General features: G+C 74.5%; 13 protein-coding genes. 9 read left to right on the top strand and 4 right to left on the bottom strand.

Annotated elements, in window-relative coordinates; all coding sequences use genetic code 11:
* Nucleotides 1–231 precede the first annotated feature (231 nt).
* The 5 genes from O7633_RS03890 (at nt 232) to O7633_RS03870 (ending at nt 3,762) form a co-directional block, all read left to right on the top strand.
* Complete coding sequence (locus O7633_RS03890) at nt 232–816, top strand: TMEM165/GDT1 family protein (protein WP_178065282.1); 585 nt, start codon at nt 232–234, stop codon at nt 814–816.
* 96 nt (nt 817–912) lie between these two features.
* On the top strand, nt 913–1,356 hold the full coding sequence (locus tag O7633_RS03885) for a DUF1622 domain-containing protein (RefSeq protein ID WP_178065283.1): 444 nt from the start codon (nt 913–915) through the stop codon (nt 1,354–1,356).
* Nucleotides 1,353–1,658 (top strand): hypothetical protein, encoded by a 306-nt coding sequence (locus tag O7633_RS03880; RefSeq protein ID WP_282326064.1) that lies wholly within the window; start codon nt 1,353–1,355, stop codon nt 1,656–1,658. The genes O7633_RS03885 and O7633_RS03880 overlap by 4 nt, the downstream gene beginning before the upstream one ends.
* A 41-nt stretch (nt 1,659–1,699) precedes the next feature.
* On the top strand, nt 1,700–1,906 hold the full coding sequence (locus O7633_RS03875; RefSeq protein WP_282326062.1) for a hypothetical protein: 207 nt from the start codon (nt 1,700–1,702) through the stop codon (nt 1,904–1,906).
* Between the two features lie 380 nt (nt 1,907–2,286).
* Nucleotides 2,287–3,762 (top strand): polysaccharide biosynthesis tyrosine autokinase, encoded by a 1,476-nt coding sequence (locus tag O7633_RS03870; RefSeq protein WP_282326060.1) that lies wholly within the window; start codon nt 2,287–2,289, stop codon nt 3,760–3,762.
* On the opposite strand, the gene O7633_RS03865 is transcribed toward O7633_RS03870, so the two are convergent.
* Complete coding sequence (locus O7633_RS03865; RefSeq protein ID WP_282326058.1) at nt 3,743–4,297, bottom strand: low molecular weight phosphatase family protein; 555 nt, start codon at nt 4,295–4,297, stop codon at nt 3,743–3,745. The two genes, O7633_RS03870 and O7633_RS03865, sit on opposite strands and share 20 nt — an antisense overlap.
* Before the next feature lie 114 nt (nt 4,298–4,411).
* Here O7633_RS03865 and O7633_RS03860 point away from each other — a divergent pair, with 114 nt between their 5' ends.
* The 3 genes from O7633_RS03860 to O7633_RS03850 all read left to right on the top strand — a co-directional run bounded on the left by O7633_RS03860 (nt 4,412) and on the right by O7633_RS03850 (nt 8,243).
* Nucleotides 4,412–5,671 (top strand): glycosyltransferase family 4 protein, encoded by a 1,260-nt coding sequence (locus O7633_RS03860; protein ID WP_282326057.1) that lies wholly within the window; start codon nt 4,412–4,414, stop codon nt 5,669–5,671.
* An 87-nt stretch (nt 5,672–5,758) separates the two neighbouring features.
* Nucleotides 5,759–7,546, top strand: a complete 1,788-nt coding sequence (locus O7633_RS03855) for a DUF4012 domain-containing protein (RefSeq protein ID WP_278135554.1) — start codon at nt 5,759–5,761, stop codon at nt 7,544–7,546.
* Between the two features lie 16 nt (nt 7,547–7,562).
* Nucleotides 7,563–8,243 carry a hypothetical protein gene (locus O7633_RS03850; protein ID WP_278135552.1) on the top strand — a complete coding sequence of 227 codons (681 nt, stop codon included), beginning with the start codon at nt 7,563–7,565 and terminating at the stop codon, nt 8,241–8,243.
* An 83-nt stretch (nt 8,244–8,326) separates the two neighbouring features.
* Here O7633_RS03850 and O7633_RS03845 read toward each other — a convergent pair whose 3' ends face one another.
* Entirely contained in the window at nt 8,327–9,790 is a 1,464-nt protein-coding gene (locus tag O7633_RS03845) for an MFS transporter (protein ID WP_278135550.1), read from the bottom strand.
* On the bottom strand, nt 9,787–10,023 hold the full coding sequence (locus O7633_RS03840) for a hypothetical protein (RefSeq protein ID WP_074477385.1): 237 nt from the start codon (nt 10,021–10,023) through the stop codon (nt 9,787–9,789). The genes O7633_RS03845 and O7633_RS03840 overlap by 4 nt, the downstream gene beginning before the upstream one ends.
* 156 nt (nt 10,024–10,179) lie before the next feature.
* Here O7633_RS03840 and O7633_RS03835 point away from each other — a divergent pair, with 156 nt between their 5' ends.
* Entirely contained in the window at nt 10,180–11,328 is a 1,149-nt protein-coding gene (locus O7633_RS03835; RefSeq protein ID WP_282326053.1) for a geranylgeranyl reductase family protein, read from the top strand.
* A gap of 64 nt (nt 11,329–11,392) precedes the next feature.
* Here O7633_RS03835 and O7633_RS03830 read toward each other — a convergent pair whose 3' ends face one another.
* Nucleotides 11,393–13,216: a 5'-nucleotidase C-terminal domain-containing protein gene (locus tag O7633_RS03830; RefSeq protein ID WP_282326052.1), complete on the bottom strand. Its 1,824-nt coding sequence runs from the start codon at nt 13,214–13,216 to the stop codon at nt 11,393–11,395.
* Nucleotides 13,217–13,257: the final 41 nt, after the last annotated feature.

Below are 13,257 nucleotides of genomic sequence, written 5' to 3'. Positions count from 1 at the left end.
GCAGCGGGTTCCGCCCCGCCCCGGCGGCCGGGCGGCGGGCCGGTGGGGTAGGGTGGGGGCGCGAAGGGGAGTAGCCCCCAATGTCGTGGTCGACACACTGGTGCGTTCCGCATCCGGCCACGCGGCCCCACCCTCCGGTGGGGCGGGCGAGACCTTCGACCCAGGCTGTCTACAACAGCCGGGTCGAGGGCGCCCCACACCCCCCGGCCCGGTGTCATCGGGAAGGGTGTCATGGAAGGTTTCCTCGTCGCGCTGGCGGTCAGCTTCGGCGTCATCTTCGTCGCCGAGCTGGGCGACAAGTCCCAGCTGATGGCGCTCACGTTCGCCACCCGGTTCAAGCCGATCCCGGTGCTCGTCGGCATCACGGTCGCCACCGCCGTCGTCCACCTGGCCTCGGTCGCCATCGGCTACGGGTTGGGCGCCGCACTGCCCACCGGCTGGATCTCGCTGGTCGCCGGCCTCGCCTTCCTCGGCTTCGGCGTCTGGACGCTGCGCGGGGACAAACTCACCGAGGAGGAGAAGCGCAAGGCCGAGCGCGGCGGCAGGTCGGCCGTCGTCGCGGTGGGCGTGGCGTTCTTCCTCGCCGAGCTGGGTGACAAGACGATGCTCGCCACCATCACCCTCGCCACCAAGTACGGCTGGTTCGGCACCTGGCTCGGCTCCACCCTCGGCATGGTGGCCGCCGACGCGCTGGCGATCCTGGTCGGGCGGCTGCTCGGGCGGCACCTGCCCGAGCGCACCATCCGCTACGGCGCGGCGATCCTCTTCGCCATCTGCGGCCTCTGGCTGATCTTCGAGGCCGTCGCCGAGCTCTGACCGACAGGGCCGTCGCCGGGCGCCGAGCTGCGGGGCCGTCGCCGGGCTCGACCGGCGGCGGTGACTACCCGCCGGCGCGCCGGGTAACGGCCCCGGGTGAGCTGGGACGACATCCTGCGTACCGGCGACCACCTGGCGGTCGCCGTCGTGGAGGTCGCCGGCGCGGCGGTCATCTTCGTCGGCGCGGTCTGGGCGGCGCTGCGGTTCGTGGTCGAGGGGCTGCGGCACCGCAGCGCCGCCGTCTTCACCCCGATCCGGTTGACCCTCGGCCGGTTCCTCACCCTCGGGCTGGAGTTCCAGCTCGCCGCGGACATCCTGCGTACCGCCGTGTCGCCGACCTTCGACCAGATCGGCAAGCTGGCGGCGATCGCCGCCATCCGGACGGCGTTGAACTTCTTCCTCCGGCGCGAGATCGCCCAGGAGAAGCGCCAGATCGACCCCGACCGGCCGGCGGACCCGGCGGCGGAGCCCTCCCGCGCGGCGCGGCCGGGGGCCCCGGCGTCGTCCGCCGCGGCCCCGGAGCCCGGGGGCCCGTCGTGACGGCCCCGCTGCCGTCGGTCGTCACCGCCGTCGCGCTGCTCGTCGGCCTGGCGACCCTGGCGGCCACCGGGTCGTGGCGGCGCGCGCTGCGGGTGCTGCTGGACCTGCTGACGGCGGCCGGGCTGCTCCGCCTCACCGGCGACCAGGGGTGGACGCAGCTGGCCGGGGCCGCCGCGATCGTGGCGGTGCGCACCGCGCTGTGGCGCGTGGTGGTGGCCACCACGCCGCCGGGCGGGACGGGGCGGCCCGCGGACCGCCGGGGCCGAGCGCGCTGCGGGGCGGACGATCACGCCTTACCGTGAGCGACAAGAGGCGATTATGGCGATATCTGGAGGGAAAAGGTATGAGTCGGCACGACGAGCCCAACGAGTACGGTTTCGCCGGCGGCGCCACCGCCCCCGAGCCGCCGGCCGGCGGCCGGCCCGACGAACAGGACCTCGCCGAGGAGGTGGCGGTGCCCGGCGACGACCTCACCGGGCCGGTCAGCGACGCGCTGAGCGAGGAGACGGAGCAGGCCGAGGAGGACGGGCCGGCCGGTCGCCGCCGCTGAGGCGTCGGCAGGGGGCGAGCCCGCCGGGCGTCGCCGCGAAGCGTCCACAGGGGTCGCCGGGAGTTCCCGGCGGCCCCTGTCCCGTCCGCGCCCGGCGGGACGCGGGGGACGGACGGGCGCGCGCCGTCGTCCGCCGTGCCCGCCCCACGTCACCTCGGCCGTCCGAACCGAGTTGGTTCCGGCGTGGGGAAGGACCTTCGATATCCGGTCGAGTGCCGATTTCATCCTTATTGCCGTCTTTGTGCCTTTGAATCCTCTACAGTCGGTTCGACCGGATGCGCTGGTGGGGCCGGCGGAATGAAGGGCCGCCCCGTGACTGCTGAGGGAGCTTTGGTGCTTGACATGTCGACCACACTGATCGGACGGAGGCTTCGCGCCTGATGGACGTTCGCGATTTCCTCCGGACCGTCCGGCGTAGCTGGTGGGTGGTCCTGCTCTCCGTCATGGTGGGCCTCGCGGTCGCCGCGCTGGTCACGGTCCGGACCGAGCCCCGCTACGCGGCCTCGGTGACCTTCTTCGTCACCACCCCCAACCAGGGCGTCACCGACGCCTACCAGGGCAACGTCTTCATGCAGCAGCGCGTCAAGTCGTACGCCGACCTGTTGCAGAGCGACCGGCTGGCGCAGAGTGTCGTCGGCAAGACCCCGCTCGGGCTGACCGCCGAGGAGGTGCAGGCGCGCGTCAGCGCCGCCGCCCTCCCCGACACCGTCCTGCTGCGCGGCACCGTCACCGACACCGACGCCACCCGCGCGCTGCGGCTGACCGAGGCGATCACCACCCAGTTCGTCGACCTGGTCAAGGAGGTGGAGTCCGCCGGGGAGGGGCGAACCCCGCCGGTCAAGGTCGAGGTGATCAGCGGCCCCCGGGTCGACTCCAGCCCGGTGTCGCCCAACCCGGCCCGCAACCTGGCCCTCGGCGCGCTCGGCGGCCTGCTCGGCGGCATCGCCCTGGCGCTGTTGCGGACGCGGCTGGACACCCGGCTGCGGGACTCGGTCGCCCTCCAGCGCGCCACCGGCAGCCCGCTGCTCGGTGAGATCCCGTTCGACGCCGCCGCCCGCACCGCGCCGCTGATCGTCGGCGACGCGGCCACCTCCCCCCGGGCCGAGGCGGTACGCAAGCTGCGGACCAACCTGCGCTTCGTCGACGTGCACGAGCCCGCCCGGGTGATCGCGGTGACCAGCGCGTTGCAGGGGGAGGGGAAGACCACCCTGTCCTGCAACCTCGCCATCGCCCTCGCCGAGGCCGGCTGGCGGGTCGCCCTGGTCGACGCGGACCTGCGCCGGCCCAAGGTGGCCGAGTACCTGGGCATGGAGGCCGGGGTGGGGCTGACCGACGTCCTGCTCGGCGACGTCAGCGTGGGCGACGTGGTGCAGCGGTGGGGCGACAAGTCCCTGCTCGTGCTGCCCGCCGGCTCGGCACCGCCCAACCCCAGCGAGCTGCTCGGCTCGAAGGCGATGGCGGACCTGCTGCTGGTGCTGCGGGAGTCGGCGGACATCGTGGTCATCGACACCGCGCCGCTGCGCACCGTCACCGACGGCGTGGTCGTCGCCGTCCAGGCCGACGGGGCCCTGATGGTCAGCCGCTACGGCCGCACCGACCGTGGTCAGGTCGGCGCCGCCGCGCAGGCGCTCCAGGCGGTCTCCGTGCGGCTGCTCGGCTGCGTGCTGAACATGGCCAAGCTCGGCCGCGCCGAGACCTACCAGTACGAGAGCTACCGGGTGGAGGTGCCGGCCGGACCGGTGGCGGCCCCGCCGAGCCACGCCGACGCCGCGCCGGCCGCCCGCAACGGGGCGTACCCCGGCCCCGAGCAGACGATCCCCGACCCGACCCAGGAACTCACCCGGCTGCCTCGATGAGCGCCGCAACCGGTGCCAGCGACCGCTCGATCTCCTGCGCGCAGCGCCGGAAGTCGGCTGGCCCGCCGCCGATCGGGTCGAGCAGGTCGTCCTCGTCCGGGGTGGCCGGTTGCAGGAGTCCCCGGGCCAGGGCGGCGGCCCGCACCGCCGCCCGCAGGGCGCCGACGTCCGCGCCGCCCGGCGCCCCGGCCGCCCCGGCGAGCCGCCCGAACTGCCGCAGGGTGAAGGTGCGGTGCAGGGCGGCGGGCAGGCGCGAGACGCAGACCGACCGCTGGCGTCGGGTGGAGGTCAGCACCAGCGCGGCGTCGGCCAGGTGGGCGGTGGTCAGCGCCCGGCTGCGGAAACCGGCCGGGTCGCGCCCCGTCTCGGCGGCCACCTCGGCCGCGTACGGGTGCATCGGCCGGCCGTCGACCGCGTCGGTGCCGGCGCTGGCCACCTCGACCGGCAGCTTCGCCATGAGCTGCGCGGCCAGGAACTCGGCCATGGGCGAGCGGCACAGGTTGGCGTGGCAGACGAACAGGATGCGGTCGGCCATCGGCGGTTCTCCCAGCGTTCCGGTCGCGGTGCGGCCCGTGGAATCGTATGCGCCCGTCGGCACGTTCCGTGTCCGCGCCACGCCGGTGCGTCATCACAGGGCGGGGAGGTCCCGGTGAGGATCGGCATCCTGTCCTACCACTTCCCGCCCGAGCCGGCCTTCGTCCCCGGCAGCCTCGCCGAGCAGTTGGCCGCGCGCGGCCACGAGGTCCGCGTGTTGACCGGCTTCCCGGACTATCCCGGCGGCCGGGTCTATCCGGGCTGGCGGCAGCGGTGGCGGTACGAGACCCGCAGTGAGCGGCTCACGGTGCGGCGGGTGCCGCGCTGGTCGGCCGGGGACGCCTCCGTGCGCGCCCGCGTGGCGGGATGGCTCTCCTTCGCCGCGAGCGCCGGCACGATCGGGCGGGGCCACCTGTCCGGCGTGGACGCGCTCTACGTCCACCAGCTTCCCGCCGCGACCTTCGCGGCGGCCGGCCTGCTGCGGCTGCTGGGCGCGGTCCCGACGGTGCTGCACGTGCAGGACGTCCACCCGGAGCTGGAGGCCCAGGGCGCGACGCCGACCCCCTGGTCCGCCCGGGTGGCCGCCGCGACCCGGTGGCTCTACCGCTCGGCCGACCTCGTCGCGGTCGCCGCGCCCGGCATGCGCGACCTGGTGGTCGCCGGCGGCGCCGATGCGGGGCGGGTGCGGCTGGTGCTCAACTGGACCGACGAGCGGCTGTTCCATCCGGCCGAGCCGACCCGGGAGGCGCGCCGCCTCGTCCGGGGCGACGGCCGCTGCGTGGTGATGCACGCCGGCACCATCGGCGCCCGGCACGGGCTGGACACGGCCGTGCGCGCCGCCGCGCCGCTGCGCGGCACGATGGACCTGGTCCTGGTCGGCTCGGGCCCGGACGAGGAGCGGGTCCGGCGGCTCGCCGGGGAGCTGGGCACCGACAACGTCCGGTTCGTCGCGCGGCGCTCGCCGCTGGAGATGGCCGACCTGTACGCCGCCGCCGACTACCAGCTGGTGATGCTGCGCGACCTGCCGGAGCTGCGCGGGACGGTCCCAGGCAAGCTGCAGGCCGCGTTCGGCTGCGCGTCGCCGGTGGTGGCGTCGGCGGGCGGCGACACCGTCGAGATCGTGGAGCGCGCCCGGGCCGGGCTCTCCTGCCCGCCGGAGGACTGGGCGACGCTGGCCGACCGCTTCTGGCTGGCCGCCACCATCCCGTCGGCGGCCCGGGTGGAGATGGGCCGCCGCGGCCGCGAGGCGTACCTGCGCGACATGTCGCTGCGCGGCGGGGTCGACGAGGTCGAGCGGCTGCTCCAGGAGGCGGTCGCCGCGCGGCGCGTGCGCCGCCCCGCCGAGCGGGTCCGCCGTTCGGAACCTCGGGCCTAAATCCACCATAACGGCGCGAAGCGGGTAAAGCACGTGCTAGAAAATGATGAATCGTCATTTCTGTCCGTTTTCTGAGTGGAGTTGGCGTTGACTGAAACCGAGCAGCCCCGCCACCGAGGGCGACGGTCCCGGCGGCGCGCCAGGGCCCGGGCCCGTCGCGCCCTGCTCGCCGGCCTGGTCGTCGGTTCGCTGGCGCTGCTGAGCGTCGGCTGGGTGGGCTTCCGGGGCTGGCAGGCCCGCACCCACCTGCTCAACGCCGCCGCCCTGGCCCAGCAGCTCAGCTCCGAGGTGGTGGGAGCCGACACCGAGCGGGCCCAACGCACCCTCTCGGCCCTGCAGGTGCAGGCCGGCGCGGCCCGGGACGCCACCGACGACCCGGGCTGGTGGGCCGGGCAGCACGCCCCGTTCGCCGGGGACGACCTGACCGCGGTGCGGCAGATCGCGGTGGCGATCGACGACCTCGCCCGGGAGGCGTTCCCCACCCTGCTGCGCACCGACCTGTCGACCCTGCTGCCCGGCAAGGGACGGCTGGACGTGCGCCGGCTGAAGGCCGTCGCGGCGGAGCTCACCGCCACCAACGAGGTGGTCCAGCGCACCCACGCCCGCCTCGCCGCCGTGCCCGGCGACACCCTGGTCGAGCCGGTACGCGACGCCGTGGCCGAACTGCGTACGCAGCTCGACCAGCTGGCCACGCTCACCCGGGCCGCCGACGGCGCCGCCCGGCTGCTGCCGCCCCTGCTCGGCGCGGCCGGCCCGCGCAGCTACCTGATGGTGTCGCAGAACCCGGCGGAGCTGCGCGCCACCGGCGGCATGTTCGGCGCGTACGCCGTGATCGAGGCCAGGGACGGCCAGCTCCGGATGGGCACCCAGGGCACCAGCGCCCAGCTGGGCCTGTTCGACCCGCCCCTGAAGCTCAAGCCGGAGATCCGCAACCTCTACACCGACCTGCCCGGCATGTACCCGGCGGACGTCAACCTGACCCCGCACTTCCCGACCGCCGCCGCGCTGTTCCGCCAGATGTACCGCAAGCGCACCGGCGAGACCGTCGACGGCGTCCTCGCCGTCGACCCGGTGGTGCTGTCCTACCTGCTCAAGGTCACCGGCCCCGTGCCGGTGCCGGGCCACACCACCCTGGTCGGCGACAAGGCGGTGCGGACCCTGCTCTCCGACGCCTACCAGCGGATGGACGCGGAGGAGCAGGACCAGTTCTTCGCCGCCTCGGCGACCGCCGCGTTCGACACCTTCTTCACCCGCGAGGTGGACCCCCGGGCCTACCTGTCCGCACTGGACCGGGCCATCACGGAACGGCGGGTGCTGTTCTGGAGCGCCCACCCGGAGGAACAGCGGGTCATCGAGGCCAACCGGCTCGCCGGCTCGCTGCCGGAGAAGGAGGACGTGCCCACCGTCGGCGTGTTCCTCAACGACGGCAGCGGCGCGAAGCTCGGCTACTACCTGCGGCCGGCGGCGACGCTGACCGTCGGGCAGTGCCGCCCCGACGGCCGCCGCGAGCTGCGGCTGCGCTTCACGCTGCACTCGACCGCCCCGCAGCGCGGGCTGTCGACGTCGGTGCTCGGCCTCGGCCTCGCCGGCGACCCCTACACCGCCCGCACGCTCGTCTCCGTCTACAGCCCGGCCGGCGGCGCGGTGCTGCGCACCCGGCTCGACGGCGAGGAGGTGGCCGTCGGCAGCGGCACCGAGCGCCGCCGGCAGGTCGTCGTCGCCAACGTCGAGGTGCGTCCCGGTGCCACCCGGACCGTCGAGGTCGACGTGCTGACCGGCAGGAACGGCAGCGCCAGCACCGACGCCGACCTCTGGCTCACCCCGACCGCCACCCCATGGACCACCCACATTGATTCCGCACCACACTGCGATTAGTAGGAGGGAACCCATCATGCGGCTATCCCGCATCATCATGGCGCTCACGATCGGCCTTGCCGTCGTGGCCGCGCCGACCGCGGCGGGGGCGGCGCAGCCGCAGCCGACACCGTCGCCGACCGGCTCACTACAGCCGACGCCGTATCCGCCACAGCCGCCGGTGCTGACGGTGAACCCGTCGACGATCTACGTTGGTGACACGACCACCCTCACCGGCTTCGGGTTCGGGCCGAACGAGGTCGTCGCCATCACCGTCACGATCACGCCGCTGGCCGCCGGCCTGCCCGGCGGGGCGTCGGCACAGCGCAGCGACGGCAGCACCGTGGCGATGGCACCGGTGGCGTTCCAGGCGGCTGCCCCGACGTTCTTCACGGTCGTGACCGACTCGGCGGGGAACTTCACCACCACCTACACGCCGGACACGCCCGGGCAGTACCTGTTCACGGCGGTCGGCCAGACCACGGGCCGGACGGCGAGCGCCACGCTGACCGTGCTCCCGCGGCCCCAGCCGTCGCCGTCGCCGACGTACCACCCGACGCACAAGCCCTGGCCGCCGCACGGCAAGCTGCCCGTGACGGGCGACAACCTGGGCACCCCGCTCGCGGTGGGCGGTGGGCTCGTCGGGGTCGGTGTGGTGCTGATGCTCGCCGGCCTGGCCTGGCGTCGCCGGTCACGCTTCGGCGGGTCGACGCGCTGACCACGCTGAGCCGGGCAGTGCCCGCGCAGTGAGGACGACGGTGCCCGTCCGGGGATCCCCGGACGGGCACCGTCGTCGTGCCGTCACCTCCGCGCGTGCCGGCCGGCCTTCCGGCCGGCCCGCGCGTGCCGGTGGTCGAACAGGGCGGCGACCAGGCCCAACGAGATGATCCCCATGGCCAGCAGCAGCGCGTGCCGCACCGCCGTCGCCCAGTTCCCGTCGCTGTCGGACAGCGCCGAGAACAGCACCGAGCCGACGGCGGCGATACCGGCCGCCGAGCCGATCCGCTGACCGGTCTGGAGCATGCCGGCGGCGCTGCCCGCCTGCGGCACCGGCACCTGGGCCAGGGTGAGGGTCTGGTTGGGCGTGATGACCAGGCCGCTGCCCAGCCCCGCGACCAGCAGCGGCACGGCCGTCAGCAGCGGCACCGACGTGCGTGGGTCGTCGCGCAGCACGAACACCACCGCGCCCAGGCCGAGCAGCACGACCAGCAGGCCGGTGGCGACCAGCGGGCGGCCGTACCGGTCGACGATCCGGCCGCCGATCGCCGACGCGGCGGCCGAGCCCAGTGCGAACGGCGTGATGGCCAGGCCCGCGACCAACGGCCGGTAGCCGAGGCCGTTCTGGAGGTAGAGCGTGAGGACGAAGAAGATCGCGGTGAACCCGCCGAAGTAGAGCAGCGCGATCAGCGAGCCCAGGGCGTACGAGCGGAAGCCGAACAGCCGCAGGTCGAACAGGGGCGGGCCGCGCCGGGCGTACCGGCGTTCCCAGAGCCCGAAGGCGGCCAGCACCACGAGCCCGGCGGGGACCAGCAGCCACGCCCACGGGCTGTGCCACTGCTCCCGCTGCACCAGCGGCAGCAGCACGAGCACGACCCCGACGCCGAGCAGCAGCACCCCGACCGGGTCGAGGCGCCGGCCCTGCGCCGCTCCCGCGGCTTCCGTGACCTCCGCCGGCTGCGTCGGCAGCAGCCGCCAGCCGAGGACGATCGCGACGATCCCCACCGGGACGTTGACGAAAAAGACCCACCGCCAGCCGTCCTGCTCGCCGCCGGCCTGGATCAGTAGCCCGCCGAGCAGCGGCCCGACCGCGGTGGAGACGCCGATGGTCGCGCCGAGCAGCCCGAACGGCCGACCGCGTTCGGGGCCCCGGAAGAGCTGCTGGATCAGGCCGGTGACCTGCGGGTTGACGATCCCGGCGGCCACCCCCTGCAACAGCCGGGCGGCGACCAGCCAGCCGGGGGACCGGGACAGCCCGGCCAGGGCGCTGGTCAGCGTGAACAGGGCGATCCCGACGACGAACGCGGTGCGCCGGCCCCGGGCGTCGCCGAACCGCCCGGCCGGCACCAGCACCAGCCCGAACGTGAGGGCGTAGCCGGACAGCACCCACTGCAGGTCGCTCGGCGTCGCGCCCAGCGCGCGGTCGATCGACGGGACCGCCACGTTGACGATGCTCACGTCCAGCAGGGTCATGAACGCCGCGACCAGGCCGACCCCGAGCGCCTGCCACCGGCGTCGGTCGTCGACCCGGCCCGCCGGCCGGCTCACGCCATCTGGCGGGCGCACCAGCGCGGGCCGAAGTCCAGCCCGGCCATGGGGGAGTCCTCCCGGTGCAGGAGGTTCTTCTCCGTCAGCAGCCGCAGGGGAGCGTGCACCTCCTCCTCGGTCAGGCCCGACTCCTGCGCGATCAGGTCGGGGTAGGGCACCTGCCCGCGGACCTCCAGCGCCGCCACCGCCTCGTAGACCCGCTCCTCGACCTCCGACAGACGCACCTGCTGCATGGCTTCCTCCTCGGTCACCGCCCGCGCGGCGGGCGGAGCTGCGCTGCGCGGTTACCCGCCGGTCCACCGTTGATGCCCGCCCGCGCCGCGGATTCGGCCCGCGTCGCGCCGTTGCGCCGCACGGCCCGGCGACCGGCCGTGCCCTAGGCTGCAACGGTGATCAACTGGGACCTTGTCGTCGTCGGCGGCGGCCCCGCCGGGCTCACCGCCGCCCACGTCGCGGCCACCGCCGGGCTGCGCACCCTGGTCGTCGAACGCGCCGCGCACCCCCGGTACAAGACCTGCGGCGGCGGGCTGATCGGCACCTCCCTCGCGGCCGTCGCCGGCCGGATCGACGTGCCCGCGCACGACCGGGTCGACCGGGTGACGTTCACCCGCGACGGCCGGCGCGAGTTCACCCGCCGGCACGCCGCCGGGCCGCTGATCGCGATGGTGCGCCGCGACGAGTTCGACGACCGGCTGCGGGCCGCCGCCGTCGCCGCCGGGGCGCAGCTGCGCGAGCGGGTCGCGGTCCGCGCCGTGGAACAGGACCCCGACGGGGTACGCCTGCGGCTCGCGGACGGCGAGGTCGTGCACGCGCGCACGGTGATCGGGGCCGACGGCTCCTCCGGGGTGACGGCCCGGCACGTCGGCGTGCGGTACCGGCAGGTCGACCTCGGCCTGGAGCTGGAACTGCCGGTGCCCGAGGCGCAACGGCGTCGCTGGCGCGGCCGGCTGCTGCTGGACTGGGGGGCGATCCCCGGCTCCTACGCGTGGGTGTTCCCCAAGGGCGACACGTTGACCGTCGGGGTCATCGCCGGCCGGGGCGCGGGGGAGCGGACCCGGGCGTACCTGCGCGACTTCGTCGACCGGCTCGGCCTGGCCGGGGTGGACCCGGAGCACGACTCCGGGCACCTGACCCGGTGCCGGGCCGACGACTCGCCGCTGCGCCACGGCCGGGTGCTGGTCGCCGGCGACGCCGCCGGCCTGCTGGAGCCGTGGAGCCGCGAGGGCATCAGCTACGCGCTGCGCTCCGGCGCGCTCGCCGGCGCCGCCGTCGTCGACGGCGACCTGGACGGCTACCGGCGGGCCGTGGACCGGGACCTGACGCCGTCGATGCGCGCCGGGCACCGGCTGCTGGAGGTGTTCTCCCGCCAGCCGGGCGTCTTCCACGCCCTGCTGGCCACCCCGGCCGGGTGGCGGATGTTCGTCCGGTTCTGCCTGGGCCGGGCGAGCTTCGACGAGACGCTGACCCGTGCTCCGGTGCGGGCGGCGCTGGCGCTGCTGGACCGGCTCCCGCAGGCGCGACCGGCGGGGCCGCGATGAGGCTCCTGGACTGAGCGGGCGGCCCCGACCCGACGGGTCGGGGCCGCCCGGCCCGGGGCGGAGCTCAGACGGTCGGGAACTCCACCGGCACGCCCGCCCGCACCAGCCGCCAGTTCGGCACGAAGAAGTCGGCCGGGTCGATGGTGCCCCGCTCCTGCGCCCAGTCGATGAGCAACTGCCGGATCTCCTGCTGCGCGTTGTAGACCTGCGGCTTCACGATGCCCGGGAAGTTGCCGCCGCCGCTGCGCCGGTAGTTGTTCACGGCGACCACGAACCGGGCGTCGTCGGCGACCGGGGCGCCGGTGCCGGGCAGGGCCAGGCGGGTGATCCGCTGGCCGACCGGCCGGCTGACGTCGATGTCGTAGTCGAGGCCGGAGAAGACGTCGTAGTTGTAGTCCGGCACGGCCGGGTCGCTGATCGTCGCCGGGTCCACCGGCGCGCCCACCGCGAGGGTCGTGAAGTACTTCGCCGAGTACTCCAGGTAGGCGCGGACCTCCGCGCCGGTGAGGACCACGGCCTCCAGGGTGTTGTCGTAGACGTACAGCCCGGCCACGTCGCGGATGCGCACGTCACCGGCGGGGAAGACCGCCGTGCGGCTGAACGGCGCGGCGATCGACAGCACCGGCAGGGCCGCGTGCTCCGTGCCGGCCAGCGCCGCGGTGACCACCTCGGTCTGCACGTGGTTGATGAAGTCCAGGATCGGGGTGTCCCGGTAGCGCGACTCGGCCGCCGACAGCTCCACGATGGACCGGGCGACGACCGTGTTGACGTACGACACGGTCTTGGTGTGCTGGCCGCGCACGGCCGCGAGCACCGCCGGATCCTCGACCACCGTGTTGGTGTTCAGCATGGTCGCGTGCTTCGACACGACCTTCCAGCAGCCCCGCTCGCGGGTGAGCGTGAAGTCCATCCGGGTCAGCCGCTGCCCCCACTTGGACGGCTCGGAGAGCAGCACCTGCGCGCCCGTGCGCGCGTTCGTCACGAACTTCTCGACGACCTCGTTGTGCGCGTGCCCGAAGAGGATCGCGTCGATGCCCGGGACCTGCTCGGCGATCATCGCGCACGGGTTCTCGTTCGGCAGCTCCGGGCCGTAGCTGGAGGTGCCGCTGTCGCCGCCGTGCGCCGAGACGATGACGAGGTCCGCGCCGCGCGCCCGCATCACCGGCACCCACCTCGCGGCCGTCTCCACCATGTCGCCGAAGACCAGCTTGCCCTCGACGTTGCCCTTGTCCCAGATCGCCACGCCCGGGTTGGTGAGGCCGAGGATCCCGACCTTCAGCTTCGGCGCGCCGTGCCCGCCGAGCCGGACCTCCTTGATCACGTACGGCAGGTACGCCGGCTTGCCCGTCGCCGCGTTGACCGCGTTCGCGGCGAGGGCCGGGAAGCCGAGCTGGCCGATCCACTTCGCCAGCAGCGGCAGGCCGTAGTTGAACTCGTGGTTGCCCAGCGTCACCGCGTCGTACTTCAGGATGTTCATCGCGTTCGCCATCGGGTGCGTCTCACCGGTGCTGGTGATCGGCTCCTGCTTGGCGTAGTACGTCGCCAGCGGGGTGCCCTGGATCGTGTCGCCCGCGTCGAGGACCAGGGTCGCCCGGCCCGCGCGCTCGGCGCGGATCTGGTTGACCAGGGTGGCCAGCTTCGCGACGCCGACGTCGTTGTGCTTGCTGTCGTCGTACTCGGCGTCGCGGTAGTAGTCCCAGTTGTAGACGTTCCCGTGGGTGTCCGAGGTGCCCAGGACGGTGAGGTCCCAGGTCTTCGGTCCCTTCGCCGTCTTCGGGTCCTTCGACCCGGCCGCCCGGGCCGGGGCGGCGGCGATCAGGGGCGCGGTCGCGGCGGCCGCCGCGACGGCCAGCACCTGGCGGCGCGAGGCGCCGGAGGAGGAGGTCATGAGGTGCCTTTCCAGAGGAAGGGATGCGCCTCGTGGGCGTC

The sequence above is a fragment of the Micromonospora sp. WMMD712 genome (assembly GCF_029581295.1).
Classification (GTDB): domain Bacteria; phylum Actinomycetota; class Actinomycetes; order Mycobacteriales; family Micromonosporaceae; genus Micromonospora; species Micromonospora carbonacea.
The sequence above is the reverse complement of the archived record's forward strand: the minus strand, read 5'-3'. Positions and strand labels throughout refer to the sequence as shown.